This is a genomic window from Arthrobacter crystallopoietes, from assembly GCF_017603825.1.
Classification (GTDB): domain Bacteria; phylum Actinomycetota; class Actinomycetes; order Actinomycetales; family Micrococcaceae; genus Crystallibacter; species Crystallibacter crystallopoietes_B.
Genome location: NZ_CP072014.1, coordinates 1,150,568 through 1,174,488, shown reverse-complemented (window position 1 = coordinate 1,174,488; position 23,921 = coordinate 1,150,568). Strand labels below are relative to the sequence as shown.

Below are 23,921 nucleotides of genomic sequence, written 5' to 3'. Positions count from 1 at the left end.
CCTACTTGGCGACTTCATCGGGTTCGGGCGAGAGCCGCGGGCAGCTCAAGGTCCCCGGAGTCTGGTCCACGCTGTCCGGGGGCACGAACTGCTTGAACTTCGACCCGAGCACGACGTCCACGCTGGCATCGGCGCGTTGGTCCGCCACGTATTCCGTTTCCGGAATGTTCCGTTGCAGATTGAACGCGTTGGCCTCCCCGGCGGGCCCCGAAATGATGACGGCGGTGAGCCCGGTACGGCTCATGCGCTTCGAGGCTACTTCGCCGATCTCGTAACCGCGTTTGGCAAGCAGGCCGGAAGTCTGGCCGGCCAGGCCTTCCTCCTGCGTGCCGTTATATACGTTGACAGTAATGGAATCGTTCGGCGGATACTCATGCACGGCTACAGGGCACGTCGCCTCCGGCGCAGGAGTGTGGGACCACCCCGGGATCTTAAGGTCGCCGCGGACCACAGCCAGGGCGGTAAGGACGGCGGCAATGATGAGAGCCACCAGCAGCGTCAGGACAACACCGTGCAAAATCTTCCGGTGGCTGTAGATCTCCGGCTTCTCCACGTTGCCGTCGTCGGGGAAGACTTCGTCCAAGTCGTCCTCCGTGATGATGTTGCGGCCCTGCAAGCGTAGCGTTTCCGCTGGTTTCCGTTTCGGCTTCTGCGGCAGGTTCGAGGGCTTAGTCATCGATCACGAGCACCCGGGCGTGCAGGACCGCGCGCTGGTGCAGGGCGGTGCGGACCGCCCGGTGGAGGCCGTCTTCGAGGTACAGCTTGCCCTGCCACTGGACCACATGCGGGAACAGGTCGCCGAAGAACGTGGAGTCCTCGGCCAGCAGCGCTTCCAGATCGAGCGTGCTCTTAGTGGTGATGAGCTCGTCGAGCCGGACCTGGCGCGGAGGTACGCTGGCCCAGTCCTTGGGGCTCTCGTAACCATGGTCAGGATATGGGCGGCTGTCGCCTACGGCTTTGAAGATCACCAATCCAGCGTAGAGAAGACACGCGCCGAACGAAACATTTCATCCGGCGCGTGCCCTTCTTGTACCCAAAAGGTTACGAGGCGGTCAGCGGGATAATGCGCTGGCCGATCACCTCGTCGGTGATCCAGTCCTTGAAGTCCAGCACCACCTGGTACTCCCCCGCGGCCGGTGGAAGGAGCAGCAGGTCATACCGCTCGGCGGAACCGGACGCCAGCACGCTGGTCATCATCGGATATCCGGCAGCCCCGCAGGGCGGGGAGGACCCGTCCTTCGCGTGCGTATCGCGGTACGGCCTGCCGTCATGGGCGATGACCTCGGCCATGGCCACAGGGTTGCCCGACTTGTCCTGGAACCGCAGCATCGTGGGCAGGTAGTTGGCGTTCAGAAGCCGCAGCAGGGTCGGCTTGCGAGTATCACCGGCTTTGTACACGTTGGCGCGCAGTGACTTCATTGACCAGACCTTTTCCTTCCCGCTGGGACGGCGCGCCAGCTCCCCTCCCAGCGCATAGAAATGTTTGGGCTGGAAGTGGTTCAGGCCCGCGTCCTCGCCCGACAAACCGGCGGCGTGATTCATGCCGTGCCAGCGCGTATCCATGCTGTACGGGATCAGGAGCGCTTCGGTGTCGATGTCGTATTCCGGTCCGTCCACAAATGCCCGCCGGGCGCCAGGCGTGACGGGGAAGTCCGGATGCTCGACCGGATCGATGATGAGTGGTCCGAACATGCCCATCTGGACATGGAGCGTGGTGTTCACATGGCAGTGGTAGAAGTAGGTTCCGGCCGTCCCACAGTCTGCGTCGCCCGGCGTGCCCTTCTGGGGCTGCCACTGGTAGGTGTAGTCTCCGGCGATCTCGAAGGAGGTGTGCCCCACGCCGTCGTTCCGGGGGTCCGGTTCCATGCCGTGCCAGTGGATGGTGTGGTTGCCTTTGCTCGGGCTGAAACTGGCATGGAAAATCTGGCCTTCCTTCGGCCTGATCAGCGGGCCGGGGAAGCACTTGCGCTGATCGTCGGTTTCGAAGCTCCACATCTCTACTTCGGCGCCATCGTCGAACTTCAGATCGGTCCCGTAGAAGTCGAGCTTGTAGCTGATGTTTGGGGTCATCTTGTATTCGGTGACCGGTTGATCCTGCTCGTTCTGATTCGAGCTGAAGTCCACCTGGCTGTCAAAGATGTGCCGTGCTTCCGCCTCCACGACGGGAAGCTCCGGCACCGGCTCAGGCTCGGGGTCCGGCGCGGGATCCGGTTCCGCCCCATCCGTCGGATCTTCGTCCGGTTCGGTCGGCTCAGTGTTCTCTTCCGGATCGGTCCCGGTGTTGTCCCCCGGGTCCTTGGGCTCGGTCGGCTCCGTGGGCTTGTCTACTGGAGGCGGCGTGGTCGAAGTCGGTGGCGGCTTGGGCTTGCTGGCTTCTTCTTCCTCGCGGCGGCGCTTTTCCTCGGCCTCCTGCTTCCGGCGTGCATCCTCCTCGCGACGCCGCTTAGCCTCTTCTGCACGCTTCTTGGCTTCCGCCTCGCGCCGCTTTTTCGCCTCGTCCGCCTTGCGCTTTGCTTCGGCAGCACGCTTCTTCGCTTCAGCTTCCCGCTTCTTCTTCGCCTCCGCGGCCCGCTTCTTCGCCTCGGCCTCGCGCTTACGCCGAGCCTCCTGTTCCCGCTTCTTCTTCGCCGCGGCTTCCTTCCGCTTCTTTTCGGCGGCCTTCCGCTCCTGGAAGCTCAGCCTTCTGCCCGGGAGCAATGTTTCCATCATGATGTCGCTCCTTCGAGAGGCGCTTTAATGATCCAGTGGGAAGTCAGACCGCCCGGGTACATGCCGCCAGCGGCGGTCTGGGAAGATTCGGAGTGGCAGTGCATGGGGTACGCCCAGTCTGTTTTCCTGTTGTCCCAGACCTTGTCGACCGCGTCCGGCGGCCGCTTGATCGGGATGATGGCATCCTTGGATTCCATCCCCCTGACCTTGATGACGTCTTCCCACTGCTGGATGCAGACGTAGCCGTCCTCACCCACATGGCCTTCGTCGCGGCTCCAGTCCTCGTTATCGCAGCGCACGGTCCACAAATGGTTGCCGTGGAAGTGCATCTGATGGAAGACAATCCCGCAGTTGACGACGCGGACCAACTGCCCGCCGCGCAGTGAGCCGATGACCGAGCCCTGGGCGAACTCCCGGGCGTCGAACTGCCGCGGGTACCCGGAAATGGTGGTCTCCTCATCGGCGGCCCGGTTCAATGCCTCGTTGCGGGTCATGCCCATAGACTCGTAGCCGCTGCGGCCGTTGAGCGTGAAGTAGCGCGGCACGGCCTTCTGCCGGACCGGGTCCACGGTGCCGCCCTTGGCCTCGATGTTTGCCCACACCGGATCGATAGAGTGGCAAAGCCAGACCCACTGGCGTTCGAACTCGGCGCCGTCCGTCGAGATGCACCAGGCGTCCGAAGGGTCCATGACAACCAGCGCGCCGTACAGGCCCAGGGTCCGTTCCACCGGCTGGTTGCCCGGATCGCTGTAGATGTAGACCCCCGGTTCCGGCGCTTTCAGTTCCAGCGTTCCCACCGCACCTGGCGCGATTTTGCCCGTACTGACGTCTTCGCCGTCATCGCCGGCCCCGTGGATGGCCAGCTCGTGATCCTTGGCCAGCCGGTTGTGGACCCGCAGCTTGATCTTGCTGCCCTTTTCGGCAACGATGACCCGCTCCGGCATGAAGCTGCCCCAGTAGGCCCTGCGGACCAAGTACTGGCCGGCATTCTCGGGATCCGGCTGCAGCGGCGTCGGCGTACCACGTGGCGGTTCCGGCGCACCTACGGGGTAGATCCGGCTGTCCACCCAGGTGTCGTCCTTCAGGAAGACCTTTGGCTTGATGGTGAGGCTGGGATTGGCGTCGTTCTTCTCCGTGGGGCGGTCGCCGAACCCGCGGAAGTAGACCAGCGAGTCATCCACCATCTTGAGGTAGCCCTCGTTGATATAGACATCCAGCACTTCCCGGTCCGATTCCAGCAGCTTTGCGTCCGGAGCTTCCGCTTCGTCGGTCGCCTCGTCGGTGGGCTCCAGGTCCTCAGCTTCGTCGGTCGCCCCGTCGGTCGGCTCCAGCTCCTCAGCCTCTTCAGTAGCCACGCCGGTCGCCAGACCTGTCGCTAGCTCGGTGGGCTCGGGTGCCACAGCCTCTTCGGTCGGCGTCGCGGTCCGCGCATAGGCCGGCTGCGCACCGGCCAGCGCCAGCGCGCCAAGCCCCGCGGCAGCCCCGTATTTCACAAAGCTCCAGCGGCTCACCGGCGCGTCCTCGCCCAGGAGGGCCCCGCCGTCGTCGTTTTGCTGGCCGTTGTTTTCGAACTCAGCCATGATTGTTCTCCAGCCATCCGGGCCGGCGAAGGACGGTGGGCAGTTCCAGGGCCAGCGGCGCGCCGTCAGACCAGGGATCCGTGAATTCGGCCGAGAGCTGCTCCATGTCGGAGGGCACCAGGAAGCTGATCCAGAAGTTGTTCGTGGCGCCCGGATCCAGGGCACCCTTGCCGGCGCCGGATGACCTGTTAGTGACAGTGGGTCCGTCAGGGCCCACCTTCAGCCGCAGCTGGCCGGGCGAGAAGAGGACCGGCCGGTCCAGGCCGTTGTGGACTTCCAGCTGCAGCACCACATGGTCGCCCCATGTGAAGTTGGCCGGTTGGGTGCCGGACGCGGCTGCGCCGCCATGGTCGTGGCCGGATGATGCTGCACCGGTAGCGGCCGCGGTAGAACCCCCCGCGCCGGGCGTCTGCGGCATCCGCGACTGTCTTTCCGCGGCTACGATGCGGACACTCCCGAAGGATGTCCAAACACCGGAGCCGCGGGAGATCCCTCCCGTATCCGCAGCGTTCTTCGAGGCTGAGAGAAGGCTGCCTCCGCCGATAATGCCAGCCACGCCGGCGCCTACAAGTACTCCAAAAACTCTGCGCGTCAAGCCCGTTGGAACCTCGGTTCCTTCGGACTCCGGCGCGACAGTATGTTCCCCAACTACTGTCATCATTTCCGTATCCCCAACTACGTCTGGATGGTGTGGTTCCAACAGCTTGCCGTCAAAACCTTGGAGAAAACGTAGGGTCGCCCGGCTGCCTTCGACTCAGCGAGGCGGATTGAGATAATGAGAGCATGACTCTCACCGCCGGCACACCGCACCGCCCTGCCCAGCCACCCATCGGTCTCCTGCTTGATGTAGACGGTCCGATTGCCAGCCCGGTCAGCCGTACAGTGCCGACGAGCATTCTTGAGGCCCTGCTGACCATGGCATCGAAAGGCTGGCCGGTGGTCTTCAATACCGGCCGCTCGGATGCCTTCATCCGCGAGCAGGTCATGGAGCCGATGCTGGCCGCCGGCATCCCCAGTGGCGTCCGTTTCCATGCCGTGTGCGAGAAGGGCGCGGTCTGGTTCAGTTTCGGCGCAGAGGGCCCTGGCACCATCCACGTTGACCGCTCGCTGTCCGTCCCGCAGGACTACGCCGCGGAGATCCGGCAGCTGGTAGCAACCCGCTACTCCAGCCACATGTTCTTTGACGAGACCAAGCACGCCATGGTCTCCGTGGAACAGGTCGTCGAGGCGGACAACCTCGAATACCGGCAGCTGCAGGAAGAGTTCGACGCCGAGGCACTGGCTTTGATGGGCAAGTTCAACTTGGGTGCCAGCCGGCTGGACCACCATGCGCCGGACAGCGATGACCAGGTGGACTACCGGCTGGATCCAACCATTATCTCTACCGATATCGAATCGATCCGGCTGGGCAAGGACCTCGGCGCCCAGCGTGCCCTGGAAATGCTCGCGGCGGAGGGCGTCATCCCGCACGCGTGGCGGACCATGGGCGATTCCCGCACCGACTACGCGATGGCTGACACCCTGCACCACAACGGACACGCGGTGGTCCACGTGGACGTGCGCCCCGCAGACGGCATCCCGCAGAAGCCGTACCCGGTGCTGACCGCCGCGCACCTGGGCTTTCCGGAATCCATCCACGAGTATTCCGGCGGCGCTTTCCTGCGCACCTGGGCCGCCATTGCCAAGACGCTCTAAAGCCCGCCCAACGGCGGAGACTGGGCCCGGACTGGGACAGAAAAACACATTTCGTAACCGACGCGCGGATGTCAAGTATGACGAGTGCTAGTCTGCGAGCATGTCAAACAACCAGGGGACCATACCTGTTCTAGACCTCCGAACTGCACGCCTCGAGGACGGCTCTTTCAACCCCGTCTTCGTCGACCAGCTGCGCGACGCCGCCCACCGGGTCGGCTTCTTCCAGATCACCGGCTACGGCGCCGGCGAGCACCAGGTGGCGGAGCTCTTCGACGCCATGAAGCGCTTCTTCAACCTGCCGCTCGAGGAACGGTTGAAGCTGGACAACCGCAACTCGCCGCATTTCCGCGGCTACACGCGGATGGGCACCGAGCGCACCCAGGGCAAAGCGGATGCCCGCGAGCAGCTGGACTACTCGCCGGAGTCCGAACCTGTTACCGACTACTCCGAGGACCAGAAGTACTGGCTGCTGCGCGGCCCGAACCAGTGGCCGGACCAGGTACAGCCGGATCTGCGCGAGAGGGCCATGGCTTGGGCGGACCTGATGTCCACCGTGGGCCGGGAACTGCTCTCCGGCATCGGCGTAGGCCTCGGCCTGCCCGAGGACTATTTCGACGCAGCGTATTCCGGCAGCCCGCACTGGATGGGCAAGCTGGTGCACTACGTCGGCGGCGTCGTGGAGGATGCCGGGGACCAAGGCGTGGGCATCCACGCCGACTACGGCTTCATCACGCTGCTGCTGCAGGACCAGGTCGGCGGCCTTGAGGTCCAGCCTCCCGGCACCACCGAATGGCTGCCGGTCGAGCCGATCGAAGGCGCGCTGGTGGTTAACCTGGGCGAGATGCTGGAGGTGGCCACGGAAGGCTACATCACCGCCACGATCCACCGCGTGCAGGCCCCGCCGCCCGGCGTGGACCGCTACTCGGTACCGTTCTTCTGGTCCCCGCGCCTGGACGCCGTGATCGACCCGATCCCGCTGCCGGACGAGCTGAAGTCCGAATCCCGCGGCCTCTCGGACGATCCGAACAACCCGATGCTGGCCCAGTTCGGTGCCAACATGCTCAAGGGACGCGCGCGCGCCCATCCGGACGTGACGGAAAAGTACTACCCCGAGCTGCTCGCCAAGTAGCTTCCCGCGCCGTCTTCCCGGCGCTTCGATAACCTGCGTACGACGCCGGGTGCCCGGCTCAGATTCGCCGGTCACCCGGCGTCGTGCTTTTGTTATCCAGGCCAATCCGCCCGACGGCGATGACAGTTGCTGCCGCCCGTTCAATAATGAAGTCATGGGCGCACTCAAGGCACTGCGGCGTGAGCTCCGGCGGACGTTGTCGGCCACCAACGGGGAGGTGCCGCAGTGGGCCCTGGATCTCGCCGCGGGGAAGGACGAAGGTTTCTTTGCCCCGGGTTCGGCCGTCTGGGCTGTACACGGCTCCGTGACCACGCTGGTCGGAGGGATCAGGGCGCTGCTCGTGCAATCTCTGCATCCGGGCGCGTTGGCCGGCGTGGACGATTTCTCCATGTACCGCGAACGGCCGCTGGTCCGGCTGGCATCCACCAGCCGCTGGATCATGACGGTCACCTATGGCGACAAGACCTCGGCGTATACAGCCTGCGAGCGCATCCTGAAACTGCACGAAAGGGTCCGCGGCACCTACACGGATGCCCGCGGAGAAACGCGCAGCTACTACGCCAATGATCCTGACCTGCTCAGCTGGGTACATCTGGCCTTCGTCGAGGCCTTCCTCGCCGCACACACCGCATATGGAAAACCGATACCGGGTGGCCACGACCAGTACGTCGCCGAGTGGGCCAAGGCCGGAGAGCTGATGCAGGTTCCCCATCCACCCCGAAACCGAGCGGAACTGGATGAGCGGCTGGCCGCCTTCCGCCCGGAACTGCTGCATGACGCCAAGGTGGCGGAGGCGGTGGAGTTCATCCGCCGCCCGCCGCTCCCCCGCTCCCAACGGCTCGGCTACCGGATCCTGTTCGCCGGCGCGGTCGACACGCTGGAACCGTACTATTTGGAACTGCTCGGCCTGAAGAAATCTTCGCTTGGGCCCTTCCCGCTTCCGGTGCGTGCGGCCACCCGGTTGGTGCTGGCATTCGTGCGGCTGGGGCTCGGACGGAAACCACCGAGCGAAATTTCTGCCCGCCACCGGATCTCCCGGCTGTCCCAGCAGAATGCCTAAGTCCCAGTCCGGTTCGCAAAGCCTCAGACCTTGGCCGGCTTCTGCCTGCCCAGCCGCTGCCGCGCGGTATTGCTGCCGCGCCCGATCGGTGCGCTCTTGGTCGCTGCGCCCAAGCCGAACGGCGGCATATCGCTGTAAACGGACTCCTGGTCGCGCACGGCGACTTGGTAGGTCTCATGCCACACGCCGATGTCGCCGCTGCCGGCCGATTCCCGCATGAACTTCCGCCAGGGTTCAAGATGCGGGGCCGTCCGATCCGTGGCGAAGCGCTGGATGTGCTCGGGACTTTCCCAGTAGCTGAGCATGATGGTGGTCCTGCCGAACCACGAATGGAAGCCCAGCAGCCCCGCTTCCGGCGTGGCCACCAGATGGTTGAGCATGCGCGCCATGGCCGTAGACATGGGCAGCAGTTTGCCGAATTTCCACCAGCGGTTGGCCCGCATACCGATCAGGAAAACTGTCACGGTCTCTGTCTCCGGGACCGCGGTAAATCTTCCGGGAATGATGCCCTGGCCCATGGCCTTCTCCTACGTTCTTGTTGCCGATTTATTTAATAACGACGTTATAAAACAATGTTATGGAACAATGGGAGCTATGGCAAGACCTACTGTTTATGATTCCGACCTGCGGCAGCGGCTCATCGAAACGACGGCAAACCTCATGGCCGAACAGGGCCCCAGCCGGGTGGCGTTGCGCGATGTCGCAGCCGCAGCCGCCACATCGACGACGGCGGTCTACTCCCTTTTCGGCGGTAAGTCGCAGTTGCTGACGGCGGTGGTCGACGACGCCTTCCGCTCCTTCGGGGATTCCCAGCGCGCCGCCTCCCCCGGGGGCTTGGCGGCATTGGGCAGGGCTTACCGCCAATGGGCGCTGGAGCACCCGGCGTTCTACACGCTGATGTTCGGCTCCACAGCCGCGCAGATCCCTTGCGAACCAAGTCCGGACGCATCCTCGAATGCCATACAGCCCCTGTACGAGGCAGTGGGCAAAGCTCTCGCCGCGGCCGGCTCCGAGGAGTCCGTACCGCTGGTTGCCGCCGCCATCTGGGGTCAGGTCCACGGACTCGTCAGCTTGGAACTCGCAAACGTCCCCGGCACCGACTGGGCCGCCGCCTACGAAACAGCCCTGCGCGCCATCGAGCGCACCTACCCCGTCTAACCTGGCCGGCGGCTGGGAGTTAAAGAAAAAAGCCCCGCCACAGGGGCGGGACTTTTTCCTATCCGCGGAGGATGGGGGATTTGAACCCCCGAGGGCGTGAACCCAACACGCGTTCCAGGCGTGCGCCATAGGCCGCTAGGCGAATCCTCCAGATGTTTGCTCAACAAGAGCAGGTACAAGACTACCTGACGGCTTCCGAAAGTGGCGAATCGCGCGATGCACATCACTACCGGCCCTTCCGCGCAGGACCGATTTTCGGCCACCCGTCCATCTCGGGTAGACTATTGGACGGCCCCTCATGTGGTGTCATCCTGTGAACTCCCCCAGGACCGGAAGGTAGCAAGGGTAAGCGGGCTCTGGCAGGTGCATGAGGGGTCTTTTACGTCCATCCCCAGCGCCGGGATGCCTGATGCAAAGTACGAGCCGCAACCGATAGGGTTCTTATCGTGAGTACAGCCCTCTACCGTCGTTACCGCCCCGATTCCTTCGCGGACGTTATTGGGCAGGAGCATGTCACCAATCCCTTGATGGCCGCTCTGCAGAAGAACCGCGTCAACCACGCCTACCTGTTCTCCGGCCCGCGCGGCTGCGGCAAGACCACCTCCGCCAGGATCCTGGCCCGTTGCCTCAACTGCGCCCAAGGCCCGACGCCGACCCCTTGCGGACAATGCGATTCCTGCGTCGAGCTCGGCCGCGGCGGCCCGGGCAGCCTGGACGTCATCGAGATCGACGCTGCTTCCCACGGTGGCGTGGACGACGCCCGCGACCTGCGCGAACGCGCCACCTTTGCCCCGGTCCGGGACCGCTACAAGATCTTCATCATCGACGAGGCCCACATGGTCACCTCGGCCGGCTTCAACGCCCTGTTGAAGATCGTCGAAGAGCCGCCGGAACACATCAAGTTCATCTTCGCCACCACCGAGCCGGACAAGGTCATCGGGACCATCCGCTCGCGCACGCACCACTACCCGTTCCGGCTGGTGCCGCCGGAGCCGCTGATGCAGTACCTGGAACTGCTGTGCAACCAGGAAAACGTGCCGGTAGCCCCCGGCGTGCTCTCGCTCGTCGTCCGAGCCGGCGGCGGCTCGGTGCGCGATTCGCTCTCCGTGCTGGACCAGCTCATGGCCGGCGCCGGACCGGAAGGGCTGGATTACGAACTGGCCGTCTCGCTGCTCGGCTACACCCACGCCTCGCTGCTCGACGACGTCGTCGACGCCTTTGCCGCCCAGGACGCCTCCACCGTATTCAGCGCCGTGGACCGAGTGGTGCAGACCGGCCACGATCCGCGTCGCTTCGTCGAGGACCTGCTCGAGCGCTTCCGCGACCTGATCATCGTCAAGGCCATGCCGGAGAGCGCCCACGCCATCCTCCGTGGTGTGCCCGAAGACCAGATCGCGCGGATGCAGACCCAGGCCAACCAGCTCGGCTCCTCCGAACTCTCCCGCGCCGCCGACATCACCAACCAGGCGCTCACCGAGATGACCGGTGCCACGTCGCCGCGCCTGCACCTGGAACTTCTCTGCGCCCGCATCCTGCTGCCAGTCGCCGACCAGGCCGAACGAGGCGTCGCGGCCCGCGTGGACCGGATCGAACGCCGGCTCGCGTATGCCGGCGAGCTTCCCGCCGGAGCGCCCAACCATGCTCCGCCCGCCGCGGAAACCAATTACGACGCCGGGTCCGCGCCTTCCGTATCAAGTGCCGAAGGCGTCAGCGGGGCGGCCCAGGTCCGGGAAGCGCTTCGCGCCGCCCGCACCCAACCAGCGCCATCAGCGGAACCGGCACCGGAATCGCAGCCCTCGCCGGCCCCCGTCCAGCCCTCGATCCAAAACGCTCCCACTCCTATCCAGCCCTCGGAGGAACCGCGGCAGCAGCCGCAACCAACGGCCGAGGAAACTGCGCAGGCTGGTCCTCAGTCGACACCCGCCGCCTCCCCGGCTCCTGCCGCGCCGCAGCCAGAAGAGCGGCCGGCCTCGCGTGATTGGGGCGGCACCTGGGGCGCGGCTCCCGAGCCCGAACCGGCAAAACCCGCCACCCCCGCGCCTGCCGTTCCTACGGTTCCTACAGAGGAGGCAGCAGCAGGCCAGCCAGCTCCGGCACCGGCACCGGCACAACAACCTGCGCCAGGCCAGCCAGCTGTACCCGCGGCAGCACAAGCAGGCCCCTCTTCCCCAGCGCAGTCAGGCCCGCGACCCGCGGCACAGCCGGGTGCACCGACAGCCCACCAAGCTCCCGCGCCGGCACAATCGGGTTCCCCGGCCGCTGCATCCCAACAGCGCCCTGCTGCTTCTGGCGCTACCGGATCAGTGGAGATGTTCCGCCGTGCGTGGCCGGAAATCATGGATGTCCTGAAAACCGAGAAGAAGTTCCTCTGGATGACAGTCGAACCGCACACCTCGCTTGCCGGTTTCGATGGCCGGACGCTGACAGTGGCCTTCTCGAACTCCGGCGCGATGAATGCCTTCAGCAGCAAGCAGGAGAACGCCGGAATCCTCAGGCAATGCATCTTCAAGGTGCTCGGCGTCGATTGTGCAATCGACGTTACGGCCGGAGGCTCAGCCCGGGCAGCGGGTGAACCCGCCCCAAAAGTACCTACTAGCTGGCAGCCGCCGGCAGACGGTGCGGCACCACGGAGCATGAACGCGCCCGCACCGGCCATGCCCGCCGCCGCCTCCCCTGCCGCGCCGGCTGTGGCCCCTGCCCCGGCGCAGAATGCCGACCAGAACAGGGCTGTTACTGCCACCGGCCCTGCCCAGAACGGTCAGGCAGTTCCTGCGCAGAACGCCGGCAATGTGTGGGGACCCGTGGCTCCCATTCCGGACGCGCACTCCGCCTCCGCCGGTATTCAGTCAGCGAGTGCGGCTACCGCAACCACCACACTCCCCGCCAGGACTCCATCGGCGCTCAGCGAACCTTTTGCTCAGAGCGCGGCCTCCGCCAGCAGCATGGCATCGGGGCAAAGTGCGCCATCGGCGGGCAGCGTACCGTCGGGGGTCAGTGCAACGTCCGCCCAGAGCGCCCCGTCCCCCGCCAGCAGTCCGTCTGGAACCAGTGCCGCGTCCGCACAAAGCGCACCGTCAATCCAGAGCAGTACGTCGGCTACCAGCAGCGCCTCCGCGCAGAGCGCCCCGTCCGCCGCAAGCGCACCGTCCGCTGCGTCATCCCGTCCAGTTGCAGCAGCGGAACCGGTGGCCGTACCGCCGCCGGCGCCCGGGGAACGGCCGGTATTCGGCCACCTTGCCCAGGGGCAGCCTGAAGCCGCCAGGCCAACGGTATGGGAACCGCCCCGGGCATACGGCGCGGCATCTGCGCCGCAAGCCCCCGCCCACAACGGACAGCATCCTGCAACCAGTGGGCCGCAGCCTGAAAAGCCTGCTGCGCCGAATGTGCCTCAGTCTCCCTACGACGACATTCCCTTCTCGGATGAGGAACCGCCGTCGGAAGAATGGGACGCCAGCCCGGACTTCGAGCCAAGGCGGCCGCAGGTCCCCGCGCAGCCATCGCCGCCTGCCGCGGCCCAAGCATCCCCGCAGGCCCCGGCAGCGTCCCGAGCCCCCGCGCCGTCGCCGGCTGCTGTTCCAACTTCAGCCCAGACGCCTGACACGGCTGCTGCACCGGATCCCAACAAACCCATGAGCCGGTACCAGCGGTTGCTGAACCAGGCCAGAGCTGCCGAAGCGCAGAGCCGGCCCGCCGGCGCTCCCGCCGGGCCCGGCTTCGGCAGCAGGGGCGGCAGTGGCCTAAACTTGAGTCACGTCGAGGACATTCCCAGTGAAGATGACTTAGCCATCGAAGACTCGGGCTTGGTAGGCCGCGCCGCCATTGAACGGATACTGGGCGGGCGGTTGATTGAGGAGCAGAGCCTCGACGGTTCCTAAACTGTTTGGAGATTGAGGTTCAGTGTACGAAGGTGCCGTCCAGGAGCTAATCGACGAGCTTGGCCGGCTCCCCGGTATTGGACCAAAGTCGGCCCAGCGCATCGCTTTCCACATCCTGGAAGCCGATCCGGCCGATATGCAGCAACTGGTGCAGGCCATCACCAACGTCAAGGAGCGGGTGAAGTTCTGTTCGATCTGCGGCAACGTCTCCGAGGAGGAGACCTGCAACATCTGCCGTGATCCCCGACGGGATCCCACCCAAATCTGTGTGGTGGAAGAGTCGAAGGACGTCGTCGCCATTGAGCGCACCCGGTCCTTCCGGGGCCGCTACCATGTGCTCGGCGGAGCCATCAATCCGATCGGCGGCGTCGGCCCTAATCAGCTGCGGATGCGGGAACTGCTGACCCGGCTCACCGATGGCCGGGTTCAGGAAATCATCATCGCCACGGATCCGAATCTGGAGGGCGAGGCGACAGCAACCTACGTCGCGCGGCTGCTCAAGGACTTCGATATCAAGGTAACCCGGCTGGCTTCAGGACTTCCCGTCGGCGGAGACCTGGAATACGCCGACGAAGTGACGCTGGGCCGTGCCTTCGAAGGCCGGCGCCAGCTCAGTTAGCCAAGTTTAGGAAAGCTCCGTCAGCGGCTGGGTGATCGGCCCCAGCGCGTAGGCTCCTGCGGGAGCGGGTTCCTCGGTGACCGTTTCCACGTGAACACCCCGCTCTTCGAGCACGCCGGTCAGCCGGTCCACTGCTTCCACCATGTGTTCCCTGATGGCATCGGCCGCGGCCTCGGCGTCCCAGTCCTGCAGGGCCGCCATGATGCCATGGTGCGATTGGGTAATGTCCTTACGCACGATATAGCCGCGCTTGCTGCTGAAGGCCGCCAGCCGGGTCTCCGCGACGAGCGTTGACATGTAGCGGCTCAAATGCGCGTTGCCCGCGGCGTCGACAAGGGCAAAGTGGAAATCCAGGTCCGCGTCGCCGATGGCCCGGGCATCATTGCCTTCCGCCGCCTGCAGCAGGTGCTCGAAAGCGCGCTGCACCTTGGCGACGGCGGCGTCGTCGTGCTTATCGATGATCATCCTGGCCGCGTGGCTCTCCACCGCGACCCGGGCCTCGAACAGGTCATCCAGCCGGTCTTCGCCGACCACCGCCACGCGCATCCCCTGCCCCGGCTTGGCCGTCAGCAGCCCTTCCTGGACCAAACGCTGGGCGGCTTCCCGCAAGGGGCTGCGGCTTACGCCAAGCTGCCGGGCAATCTCTACTTCGCGCAGCGGCGAACGCACGGCCAGCGCACCGGAATAGATGGCGTTACGCAGTTCCGTGGCGATCAGGTCCACGGTCGAGGGACGATGCACTCTCAGGACGGCCGGCGCGTTGCGGTGTGCAGAGGGATGGGGCATCTGGGTCCTTACGTGTCTTGCGTTTGGCGCCGGATTACTCCTGCACAGTGCACAGGTTGGGGATGAATCCGCATCGTGGCCAAATCGTAATCAGTATAAGTGTGAGGGCCGACATCCGCGGAAGTACGCGGATTTTAGCCCGTAACCGGGGCGAAATACTCCGGATCGCACTGCTGTCGACAATCATACATGCAGACTTGCAGATTGTATGTGGTGGCGAAAATTACTAGCGTTGACCTCAGTCATCCCAAATTCGGGTCGGGTCGGCTGGGTGCGCACGTGCGTAGACCGGGTGGCTTCGCCCATTTCACGACCGAAAGAGGAACATGATGAACGCTCGTACTACTAAGTCCCGGGCGGCAATGGCCGCGGGGAGCGTGCTGGCGCTGGTGCTGATGGCCGGCTGCGGCGACGGACAGATCGAGCAGGGCGGCGGCGGCGGGGAAAGCCCGGCTGCAGGCAACACGCTGGCGGAAATCCAGGAGTCGGGCACGGTCACCGTTGGCATCGCGGGCGAGGCCCCGTATTCCTTCCAGGAAGGCGGCAAGCCCACAGGCGCGACCATTGCCATGCACGAGAAGATTTTCAGCGAGCTCGGCGTCGAGAACGTTGAAGCACTCCTGGTGGACTGGGACGCACTGATCCCGGGTCTGAATGCAGGCCGGTTCGACGTTGTCAGTGCCGGCATGTCCATCCTGCCGGAGCGCTGCGAGCAGGCCGCTTTCAGCGACCCGGAAATCATGTACACCACTGCGCTGATGGTCCAGGAGGGTAACCCGAAGAACCTGACGGACCTGGATTCGGTTGTCGCGGCTGAAGAAGGCGGCGAGGATATCAAGCTGGCAGTGCTCTCCGGCGGCATCGAAGCCGGTTACGCCGACAAGCTGGGCCTGGATGTCCAGTCCGTTGGCAATGCCCAGGACGGCATGGACACCGTCGCGGCGGGCCGCGCTGACGCCTTCGCCATGACGGCTATCTCCCTGAACTGGCTGGCCGACAAGAACCCGGATGCCGGAGTGGAAGTGACGCAGCCATTTGTCCAGGTCATCGACGGCGTGGAGCAGATCGGCGCCGGTGCCACGGTCTTCCGCCAAGGCGACACGGAACTGCTGGAAGCCTACAACGCCGAGCTGGCCAAGATCACCGAGTCCGAAGAGACCTACGTGGACGTAGTCGGCGACTTCGGCTTCACCGCCGAGAACCTGCCGCCAAAGGATCTGACCACCGAGCAGCTCTGCTCCGGAGAACTGGGCTAGTCCACTTCCATGGAAAGCAATTTCGAAGCGCTGGCAGAGGCGTGGCCAAGAATCCTGGACGGGTTGTGGATTACCCTCCAGCTGACCCTCGGCGGCGCCCTGCTGGCCATGGTTATCGCCGTGATCCTCGGCCTGGGCTCGCGGCTGCGCAACATTGTGCTCCGCGGCCTGTGCCGGGCGATCATGGAATTTTTCCGCGGCACTTCGCTGGTAGTCCAGCTGTTCTTCTTCTTCTTCGTTCTGCCGCAGCTGGGGCTGGAGCTGCCGGCCATGGTCTGCGGCATCCTCGGCCTCGGGCTGAACTACGGCGCCTACGCGGCCGAGGTAGTGCGCGGATCCATCAATTCGGTTCCGACAGGGCAATGGGAAGCCACCACGGCGTTGAGCATGTCCAAGTCGCAGCAGATGATCCGTGTCATCTTCCCGCAGGCGTGGGCCCTGATGATTCCCTCCCTGACCAACTACCTCATCCACATGCTCAAGGGCACGGCGATCGTCAGCTTCATCACCCTTGCGGACTTGACCTACCACACCGAGCAACTGCGCGAGCAGACGGACACCTTCTTCGCGTACGGCGTGAGCCTGGTGATCTACTTCGTCATCGCGTACATCCTGACGCTGATCATGAACGCTCTTGAGGTACGGGCCAAGCACCGCCTCGGCCGCGGCGAATCGCTGCGCGAGGCGCTGACCCCGAAGACCCCGGAGACCGCCGCAGCGGAAGGAGGCCTGAAAGCATGAACGGCTTATGGGATTGGGACGCCGCCTGGGCGGTACTGCCCGAACTGCTCCTGGCCTTCGTCCAGGTCACCTTGATTGTCACTGTGCTGAGCACCGCCATCGCGGCCGTGCTCGGACTCTTCATCGCGATCCTGCGCATGTCGGTGCCGAAACCGATTGCCGCCGTCATCACTTTCATCGGCGACTTCATCCGGATGACGCCGATCGTGGTGCAGCTGCTGTTCGCGTATTGGACCTTCCTGACCGTCGAACCGCTGACCATCGGCATCGTGGTCTTCGGCATCCACTACTCCACCTACATGGCCGAGGTCTACCGGGCCGGCATCGACTCGGTACCCAAGGGCCAGTGGGAGGCAACCACCGCGCTGTCCATGTCCAAGCGGCGAACCTGGACTGCCGTTATCGTTCCGCAGGCCCTGCGGGCAACGATCCCGGCGTTGGGAAACTACGCCATCTCGATGTTCAAGGACACCCCGTTCCTGCTAACCATCGGCGTGGTGGAAATGGTCCGGGCCGGGCTCACGTTCGGCGGCAACAACTTCAGATATATGGAGGCAATCACCCTGGCCGGCGTGATTTTCCTCCTCGCCAGCTACCCGACCTCCCTGCTCATCTCCAGATTGGAAAAGCGCCTTGCCTACAACTACTGATCCCCACACCGCGGCCGGTAACGGCTCCGCGGCCGCCGTTCCGGCCATCAGGTTCGAGAATGTGGAGAAGCGGTTCGGCGACAACGTGGTCCTCAAGGACCTCAATTTCGAGGTGGCCAAGGGCGACCGCGTCACCCTGATCGGGCCCAGCGGCTCGGGCAAGACCACAATCCTGCGCCTGGTCATGACGCTGGAAAGCCTCAGTGACGGCTACATCTACATCAACGGCGAGCCGCTTACGCACGAGCTGCGCGACGGCAAGCGGGTAGCCCGCAGCGACAAGGCCCAGAAGCAGATCCGCAAGCGCATCGGCATGGTCTTCCAGCAGTTCAACCTGTTTCCCAACATGACAGTGCTGGAAAACATCATCGAGGCGCCGGTCCACGTGCTCGGCCAGTCCAAGGCTGACGCCACCAAGCGCGCCATGGAACTGCTCGAAAGCGTGGGGCTACCGGGCAAGGCCAACGCCCATCCGCTGCAGCTTTCCGGCGGCCAGCAGCAGCGCGTTGCCATCGCCCGAGCACTGGCCATGGATCCGGACATCCTGCTGCTGGACGAGGTCACCTCGGCGCTGGACCCGGAAATCGTCGGCGAAGTGCTCGGCATCCTGAAGCACATCGCCGACACCACCGACATCACCATGCTCATAGTCACGCATGAGATGCAGTTCGCCCGCGATGTGTCCAACCGCGTCATGATGTTCGACGGGGGCCGGGTTGTGGAGGAAGCGCCGCCGGAAGTCATGTTCACGCGCCCCGAACACGAGCGCACCAAGGCCTTCCTACGCGCCGTACTCGGCACCGGTGAAGGCCAGATCGGCACGCACTGACACCGATACAACCCAACCAACGACGGCGGCGACTGCAGTGCGTAAGCCAGCTTGCCGCCGTCGTTGTTCCTGATTTTCCGAAGGTCACACTGGCCTGTTTGTTCAAATCTATTCACCGCGGATAGCTCCGCGGCGCTAGACTTTCCTTGCCGAGTGCGTCTGCAGCCGACGTGTATGCATCGGCAGATTTCCCAATTGCCTACCGTGCCAGGCTGCCGGTGGGCCCCAATCCAGGAGTTGTTTAGAGAGCGCATGAGCTTGATAGTGCAGAAGTTTGGTGGTTCCTCAGTATCGGACGCCGAAGGCATCAAGCGGGTTGCCCAGCGCGTGGTCGACACGCAGGCTGCCGGCAACGAAGTTGTGGTTGTTGTGTCCGCGATGGGCGACACCACCGACGAGCTGCTTGATCTTGCTGACCAGGTTACCTCCGCCCCCAGCGCACGCGAGATGGATATGCTGCTGAGCGCCGGCGAACGAATTTCCATGTCCCTGCTGGCCATGGCCATCCAGGAGCAGGGCGCCACGGCGCAGTCCTTCACCGGCAGCCAGGCCGGCATGATTACCGATGCCATCCACGGCAAAGCCCGCATCATCGATGTCTCCCCGCACCGGGTGAAGACGGCGCTGGAAAAGGGCGACATCGCCATCGTTGCCGGGTTCCAGGGCATGAGCCGCGAAAGCCAGGACATCACCACGCTGGGACGCGGCGGTTCCGACACCACCGCAGTGGCACTGGCCGCGGCGCTGAACGCCGATTCCTGCGAGATCTACACGGACGTCGACGGCATCTACACCGCGGATCCCCGCGTTGTCACCAATGCGCAGAAGATCGACGAGATCTCCAGCGAGGAAATGCTGGAAATGGCGGCCTCCGGCTCCAAGATCCTGCACCTGCGCTGCGTGGAATACGCCCGCCGCTTTGGTGTCCCGTTGCACGTTCGCTCGTCGTTCAGCACTAATGAAGGGACCTGGGTGCTGCCCAACCCCGACGACAAGATCAAGATCCAAGAGGGAGAACCCATGGAACAGCCCATCATTTCCGGAGTGGCCCATGACCGTTCCGAAGCCAAGGTCACCATCATCGGCGTGCCCGACATCCCCGGCAAGGCGGCAGAGCTGTTCGGCATTGTCGCCGGCGCCCACTCCAACATCGACATGATCGTGCAGAACGTTTCCACCAAGGGAACCGGCAAGACGGACATCTCGTTCACGCTTCCCATGGTGGAAGGGAAGGAAGCCCTGGAAGCGCTCCGGGCCTCCCAGGACATAGTCGGGTTCGACAGCATCGACTACAACGACCAGGTGGGCAAGCTCTCCCTGATCGGTGCGGGCATGCGCTCCAACCCCGGCGTTTCCTACAAGTTCTTCGATGCCCTGCACAAAGCGGGCGTGAATGTGGACATGATCTCCACCTCCGAAATCCGTATCTCGATCGTCACCCACGCCGACCTGCTGGACACCGCCGTGCGCGCCGTCCATGCGGCCTTCGGCCTGGACTCCGAGGACGAGGCCACCGTGTACGGCGGCACCGGGCGCTAATCCGGCACTGACCAAAAAGAAAGACCGACGGCTGTCCCGCATGCACGGGAACCACCGTCGGTCTTTCTTTTTGGCTATTTGGCAGATTTGGCCTCAGGCCACGTTGTGGCGTTTGCGGATTGCATAGGCATGGCCTTCCGCGTCCCGCTCCACTTCGATTTCCGCAAGCTGCTCTTCCGAGGCCTTCTCGGCGTCGTCGTGCCTGTGGACCACTGGGGTATCAGAATCGATCCGGTCTGCTGGACCCCACACTTTGGCGGCCTCCGCGGTTATACGCATGAATGTGCGGAGGAAGCGCGAATTCTCAGCCATCTGAATCACCTTCTTGACGAGGCTGTTATCCGTATGACCAGTGTACGACTTCTACTGCTTTTTGGGCACGATGTAGGTACTGCCGTCCGCCCGGCGGACGGTTTCCCACTGCGCCGCATCCGCTTCACGTTCCTGGAGCAGGCGCCGGTTGTCCTCGGTCATGGGATGGTCCACGCCGCTCTTTTGCGCGGGGCCGAAGATCACACGAAGTTTGCCGGTGATGTTCATGAACCTCTGCACCGAGTTCTTCTTGCCGGCCATGTGGGCCCCCTTACGTCTGCACTGCGGATTGGAACGATTCCTGCTTCCAGCATAGGCTAACACTTAGTGCGCTAACTATTTGAAGGGGTGTGATCCGGATGACCGCAGCCGTACAGCGGGACGAGGACCTGCTGCTCGAACACCAGCTCTGCTTCGCTTTGTCGGTAGCCTCGCGCAGTGTGATCGGCGCATACAAGCCGGTCCTCGAAAAACTCGGCATCACCCATCCGCAGTACCTGGTGATGCTGGCACTGTGGGAAGAGAGCCCCCGGATGGTCAAGGATCTGGGCGAAGTCCTGGCCCAGGAGCCCGCCACGCTCTCGCCGATGCTCAAGCGGCTCGAAGCAGCCGGACTGATCACCCGCGACCGGGTACCGGGAAACGAACGCGCCCTGGCCATTGGACTGACAGTCAAAGGTAAAGCCCTGCGGGAAGATGCCCTGGCGGTGCCGGGCACCATGTTGCAGCGGCTCGGCCTGGACCGCGAGAAGCTGGTGGCGCTCAACGAGTCCATGCGGGATCTGATTGCCGCCGCGCACTAACACTGCAGGTGGAGGCCGGCGGTTTCCCGCGGGCCTCCACCTGCTTTGTTGTTGGTACCGCTTTATCGGTACGGCCGCTGCCCTTACGGGACGTTCACCGTCAGTGCAGTGCTGGCACTGTCGCCGAACCGGATTAGGCCAACCCAACTGCCTGCTCCCAGGCCAGCCCAGCTGGCCTCAACAGAACCTGTTTCCCCGTTGGGCAGTTCCAACGGGTCCGGGCTTACTGTTAGGTTGCCCGCATCGCCGGACAGGGCCACCGTATTAACTGTTCCGGTACTTGTAGTAGCACCATCGGAGGTGCCCCAAAGATGCCCGATCACCCGGTATGTGCCGGGTTTCGGCTGGTTCAGCACCAAGGTCTCGCTGGAATTGGCCGTGGCCTGGGTCAACTGTTCACCGGCGGGAGTGATCACGTAGAGGTCCCAGTCCGCGGTGGGAACCGCCGCGTTGATGGACATCTGGGCCATGGTGGCGCCCTCGGGGACCACCAGACTGGCGACAATCGCGCTCTTGGCGGTGACTGCATTCGGATCCGCCGTCCGCTCAGCGGTGATTGCATTGGCCTTCGCCATGCCCTCCACCGCGACGTCGATGGGCTGGTCGGTTCCGGAGGTGACCTCAATGGACGCCGAGCCTTCGCCCGCGACCGAATCGACCACCACGGTCTCGGGCGACAGCACGGCCACGGGCCGGATGGCGATCGGCGACGCCACCGAATGCCTGCCGTCCTGCCACGCCAACTCGCCCATTGCGAACTCGCCGTACGCTGCGCCGTCGTTCTTGAAGGTCACGGTGAAGGAGGCCTCCTGGCCCTTCCGCAGCCTCAGCACCGAGGGCTCCACCGTGGCTTCGATACCCGGCAGCTCCACGCTGGCCCGGTAGGTCCCGGACTTCAGGGCCGTCACCGAGCGGGTCACGGAAACTTCACCGGTCAGCGACCCCAGCGCAATCGAGGGCACGTTCAGGTCCTTGGCCTCGATGGCGAGGTCTTCGTCCAGCCCGATGTCGCCCACCGCACCCTGCAGGAAGCCGTACCAGTCTTCGACGCCCGAGTCATAGACCAGCCCCGGATCCGCCATCCGACGGACGTCCACCTGACCGGCACCGGTGGCGAAGTTGTCCGTATTCGTTGTGCCGTCCTCGTTCACGAGATCGCCGGCCGTGGTCATCAGCGCGGACTTGATCGTGGAGGGCGACCACAGCGGATTCTTGCCCAGCAGCAGGGCACCGAAACCGGCAACGTGTGGTGCGGCCATCGAGGTTCCGGACATGAAGCCGAAATTCTCCTCGCCCTCAACAGGCGAGACGCCGGCGAGCACGTTGACGCCCGGAGCCGCGACGTCCGGCTTGAGCAGATCCGATCCGACGGCTGTGGAGGGGCCGCGCGATGAGAAGGCCGCCACCTGCGGCACCGGGCTGTCCGGCAGGCCGGTGGTATCCGAATCAACCAGAGCGGCAGTAAGTGACGGGTCCTGGGCAACCTTGTCCTTGATGCCCGGGTCTCCGATATGGACCGTCGGCACGGCATGGAGATCGAGGTCCAGGGAACCGGGCACTGTGTTGACCAGGACCATGCCCACACCTTCGGCCTGCTTCACCGCCACCGACTTCTCGGCGCGGGCGATGACGCCGCGGTCGCAGATGACGATCTTGCCGCGGACCTTGGCCGGGTCCAGGGAACCGGGGGTACACAAGGCCGCGTCCTCCGGTTTGGCCGCGGCCGTTCCGGCGTCCTTGGACAGGACCAGCGCGGTCTGCCCCAGTTCGGAGCTCATGATCGAAGTACCGCGGTACTTGGTGCCGTCGGAGAGTTCCACCGTGCCCTGCAGCTCGTTGGAGAACGTGCTGGCCGCGACGGTGGTCAGCCACGGGGCACTATGGTTCACGGTGGTGTCGGCCGGGCCGGCGTTGCCGGCCGCAGCGGAGACGAAGATGCCGACTTCCGCCGCACTCAGGAAGGCCATCGACACCGGGTCGATCACCGAGTTGTTGTTGCCGGAAATGGAGTAGTTCAGCACATCCACGCCGTCTTTGATGGCCTGCTCGATGGCGGCAATGGCGGCCGAGGAGTAGCAGCCGCCGGTCGCCGTGTTGTTGTCCTGCCAGCAGATTTTATAGACGGAGACCTTAGCTGCCGGCGCCACACCGGAGCCGGTGCCGAAGTCCCGGCCGTCCACCTCGGTTTTCACACCGCTGTTGCCGGCGGCCGTTGAGGCCGTGTGGGTGCCGTGGCTGTCAAGGTCCAGAGGTGAAATGCTCTCCTTCGGATGCCGGTTTTCCGGCGGCACCAACTTGAGGAAATCATCGGCGTAGTAGCGCGCGCTCAGGACCTTGCTGTTGCATTCGGTGCCGGTGAACCCCGAGCCGGCCGCACCCGGCTGGCATTCGCCGATGAAGGTGGAGCCGTCCGACTTGAGCATGGCGATCTTGCCCTCGACGTCCAGGTAGGGCACCCCAACCTTCGGCTTGCCCCTGAGCGGCGCGACTTCCCCGCCGGCAAGGAATTCGTTCTGCGGGTGGTAGCCGGTATCGATCACGCCGACCACGGTGCCCCTGCCCGCGTTCTTCTCCGACCCGTACTGCTCGTTCCAGACGCCCTTCTCCCCGGACAGCCCCAGATAATCCACGCTGGAGTAGACCGGATGGTGCTGCTCGTCTTCGGCGACGGCCAGTACGCCGGGAGTCTTGGCGAGCGCGGCCGCCTGCACGCCGGTCAGGTCCGCAGCGAATCCGTTTACCGCGGTAGTGAAGCTCTTGCGGATCTCTACGCCCTCCTCGGCCGCTACCGCCTGCTGCCTCTTCTTCAGGTGCTGTTGGTATTTCTTCGCGTTGGCGTTGCCTACGTCAAGCTTGCGGCCCTTCTCCGGTTTGGTGGGAGCGATACCCGCCACCCCGCCGTCGTACGTTGCCACTGGCTGCGCTTCGAGCATGACGATGTAGTGCCCGTCCTGGTAGAGCTCGGGCACTTCCGCCAGCGGGGAGTTTTGAATCGTGGTGGATATGGCGGGTGGCGCTGCTGCGGCCGGTCCGGCCAAGCCGGAAAGTAGCAGAGGCAGCCCCAGTGCGAGTGCTGTGGCGGCGCGGATGCTGCGCCGCCGCACAAAGCTGTTGCTTTGCATGGTCATGAGAAGGAACGCCTTTCATCCTGTGGACCGAACCAACTTGATCCGCTCCGCA

At 64.5% G+C, this 23,921-nt stretch carries 22 protein-coding genes, 1 tRNA gene and 1 other RNA gene; 13 read left to right on the top strand and 11 right to left on the bottom strand.

Features of this window, described 5'->3' with window-relative positions:
- Position 1 precedes the first annotated feature (1 nt).
- From J5251_RS05490 to J5251_RS20275, 5 genes are all read right to left on the bottom strand, one after another.
- Positions 2 to 676, bottom strand: coding sequence for a LytR C-terminal domain-containing protein (locus J5251_RS05490; RefSeq protein ID WP_208575428.1), 675 nt, complete (start codon positions 674 to 676; stop codon positions 2 to 4).
- On the bottom strand, positions 669 to 968 hold the full coding sequence (locus tag J5251_RS05485; protein WP_074700083.1) for a type II toxin-antitoxin system VapB family antitoxin: 300 nt from the start codon (positions 966 to 968) through the stop codon (positions 669 to 671). Before J5251_RS05485 ends, J5251_RS05490 begins: the two co-directional genes overlap by 8 nt.
- 73 nt (positions 969 to 1,041) lie before the next feature.
- Positions 1,042 to 2,709 (bottom strand): multicopper oxidase domain-containing protein, encoded by a 1,668-nt coding sequence (locus tag J5251_RS20280; protein ID WP_244250807.1) that lies wholly within the window; start codon positions 2,707 to 2,709, stop codon positions 1,042 to 1,044.
- Positions 2,706 to 4,289: a multicopper oxidase domain-containing protein gene (locus J5251_RS05475; RefSeq protein WP_139003983.1), complete on the bottom strand. Its 1,584-nt coding sequence runs from the start codon at positions 4,287 to 4,289 to the stop codon at positions 2,706 to 2,708. The genes J5251_RS20280 and J5251_RS05475 overlap by 4 nt, the downstream gene beginning before the upstream one ends.
- On the bottom strand, positions 4,282 to 4,707 hold the full coding sequence (locus J5251_RS20275; protein WP_244250806.1) for a hypothetical protein: 426 nt from the start codon (positions 4,705 to 4,707) through the stop codon (positions 4,282 to 4,284). Before J5251_RS20275 ends, J5251_RS05475 begins: the two co-directional genes overlap by 8 nt.
- Before the next feature lie 365 nt (positions 4,708 to 5,072).
- On the opposite strand from J5251_RS20275, the gene J5251_RS05465 reads away from it, so the two are divergent.
- The 3 genes from J5251_RS05465 to J5251_RS05455 all read left to right on the top strand — a co-directional run bounded on the left by J5251_RS05465 (position 5,073) and on the right by J5251_RS05455 (position 8,173).
- A complete protein-coding gene (locus J5251_RS05465) occupies positions 5,073 to 5,984 on the top strand; it encodes a hypothetical protein (RefSeq protein WP_139003982.1) in 912 nt (303 codons plus the stop codon).
- Between the two features lie 100 nt (positions 5,985 to 6,084).
- A complete protein-coding gene (locus J5251_RS05460) occupies positions 6,085 to 7,113 on the top strand; it encodes an isopenicillin N synthase family dioxygenase (protein ID WP_139003981.1) in 1,029 nt (342 codons plus the stop codon).
- Between the two features lie 154 nt (positions 7,114 to 7,267).
- A complete protein-coding gene (locus tag J5251_RS05455; protein WP_139003980.1) occupies positions 7,268 to 8,173 on the top strand; it encodes an oxygenase MpaB family protein in 906 nt (301 codons plus the stop codon).
- A 23-nt stretch (positions 8,174 to 8,196) separates the two neighbouring features.
- Here the strand turns inward: J5251_RS05455 and J5251_RS05450 are convergent, their stop codons facing one another.
- A complete protein-coding gene (locus J5251_RS05450) occupies positions 8,197 to 8,691 on the bottom strand; it encodes a DUF4188 domain-containing protein (protein ID WP_139003979.1) in 495 nt (164 codons plus the stop codon).
- Positions 8,692 to 8,767: 76 nt separating this feature from the next.
- On the opposite strand from J5251_RS05450, the gene J5251_RS05445 reads away from it, so the two are divergent.
- Entirely contained in the window at positions 8,768 to 9,331 is a 564-nt protein-coding gene (locus tag J5251_RS05445) for a TetR/AcrR family transcriptional regulator (RefSeq protein WP_139003978.1), read from the top strand.
- A 65-nt stretch (positions 9,332 to 9,396) separates the two neighbouring features.
- On the opposite strand, the gene J5251_RS05440 is transcribed toward J5251_RS05445, so the two are convergent.
- Positions 9,397 to 9,481 (bottom strand) — tRNA-Ser (locus J5251_RS05440).
- A gap of 137 nt (positions 9,482 to 9,618) precedes the next feature.
- Between J5251_RS05440 and ffs the strand changes: the two genes are divergently transcribed.
- The 3 genes from ffs (at position 9,619) to recR (ending at position 13,825) form a co-directional block, all read left to right on the top strand.
- Positions 9,619 to 9,714: signal recognition particle sRNA small type (ffs, locus tag J5251_RS05435), an RNA gene on the top strand.
- A gap of 63 nt (positions 9,715 to 9,777) precedes the next feature.
- Positions 9,778 to 13,206: a DNA polymerase III subunit gamma and tau gene (locus tag J5251_RS05430; RefSeq protein ID WP_208575427.1), complete on the top strand. Its 3,429-nt coding sequence runs from the start codon at positions 9,778 to 9,780 to the stop codon at positions 13,204 to 13,206.
- Between the two features lie 22 nt (positions 13,207 to 13,228).
- Entirely contained in the window at positions 13,229 to 13,825 is a 597-nt protein-coding gene (recR, locus tag J5251_RS05425; RefSeq protein WP_139003976.1) for a recombination mediator RecR, read from the top strand.
- Positions 13,826 to 13,831: 6 nt separating this feature from the next.
- On the opposite strand, the gene J5251_RS05420 is transcribed toward recR, so the two are convergent.
- On the bottom strand, positions 13,832 to 14,611 hold the full coding sequence (locus J5251_RS05420) for a GntR family transcriptional regulator (RefSeq protein WP_208575426.1): 780 nt from the start codon (positions 14,609 to 14,611) through the stop codon (positions 13,832 to 13,834).
- Between the two features lie 329 nt (positions 14,612 to 14,940).
- Between J5251_RS05420 and ehuB the strand changes: the two genes are divergently transcribed.
- The 5 genes from ehuB to J5251_RS05395 all read left to right on the top strand — a co-directional run bounded on the left by ehuB (position 14,941) and on the right by J5251_RS05395 (position 19,626).
- Entirely contained in the window at positions 14,941 to 15,867 is a 927-nt protein-coding gene (gene ehuB / locus J5251_RS05415; RefSeq protein ID WP_139003974.1) for an ectoine/hydroxyectoine ABC transporter substrate-binding protein EhuB, read from the top strand.
- Between the two features lie 9 nt (positions 15,868 to 15,876).
- Complete coding sequence (ehuC, locus tag J5251_RS05410) at positions 15,877 to 16,608, top strand: ectoine/hydroxyectoine ABC transporter permease subunit EhuC (RefSeq protein ID WP_139003973.1); 732 nt, start codon at positions 15,877 to 15,879, stop codon at positions 16,606 to 16,608.
- Positions 16,605 to 17,258: an ectoine/hydroxyectoine ABC transporter permease subunit EhuD gene (ehuD, locus tag J5251_RS05405; RefSeq protein ID WP_139003972.1), complete on the top strand. Its 654-nt coding sequence runs from the start codon at positions 16,605 to 16,607 to the stop codon at positions 17,256 to 17,258. Before ehuC ends, ehuD begins: the two co-directional genes overlap by 4 nt.
- Positions 17,242 to 18,087: an ectoine/hydroxyectoine ABC transporter ATP-binding protein EhuA gene (gene ehuA, locus J5251_RS05400; protein ID WP_139003971.1), complete on the top strand. Its 846-nt coding sequence runs from the start codon at positions 17,242 to 17,244 to the stop codon at positions 18,085 to 18,087. The genes ehuD and ehuA overlap by 17 nt, the downstream gene beginning before the upstream one ends.
- A 252-nt stretch (positions 18,088 to 18,339) precedes the next feature.
- Positions 18,340 to 19,626 (top strand): aspartate kinase, encoded by a 1,287-nt coding sequence (locus J5251_RS05395; protein WP_139003970.1) that lies wholly within the window; start codon positions 18,340 to 18,342, stop codon positions 19,624 to 19,626.
- 93 nt (positions 19,627 to 19,719) lie between these two features.
- On the opposite strand, the gene J5251_RS05390 is transcribed toward J5251_RS05395, so the two are convergent.
- Positions 19,720 to 19,938: a hypothetical protein gene (locus J5251_RS05390; protein WP_208575425.1), complete on the bottom strand. Its 219-nt coding sequence runs from the start codon at positions 19,936 to 19,938 to the stop codon at positions 19,720 to 19,722.
- A gap of 51 nt (positions 19,939 to 19,989) precedes the next feature.
- Entirely contained in the window at positions 19,990 to 20,199 is a 210-nt protein-coding gene (locus J5251_RS05385) for a hypothetical protein (RefSeq protein ID WP_074700100.1), read from the bottom strand.
- A 98-nt stretch (positions 20,200 to 20,297) separates the two neighbouring features.
- Here J5251_RS05385 and J5251_RS05380 point away from each other — a divergent pair, with 98 nt between their 5' ends.
- The gene (locus J5251_RS05380) at positions 20,298 to 20,741 is read left to right on the top strand and encodes a MarR family winged helix-turn-helix transcriptional regulator (protein ID WP_139003968.1); all 444 of its coding nucleotides are present in this window, start codon (positions 20,298 to 20,300) and stop codon (positions 20,739 to 20,741) included.
- A gap of 83 nt (positions 20,742 to 20,824) precedes the next feature.
- Here J5251_RS05380 and J5251_RS05375 read toward each other — a convergent pair whose 3' ends face one another.
- Complete coding sequence (locus J5251_RS05375; RefSeq protein ID WP_244250805.1) at positions 20,825 to 23,869, bottom strand: S8 family serine peptidase; 3,045 nt, start codon at positions 23,867 to 23,869, stop codon at positions 20,825 to 20,827.
- Between the last annotated feature and the right edge of the window lie 52 nt (positions 23,870 to 23,921).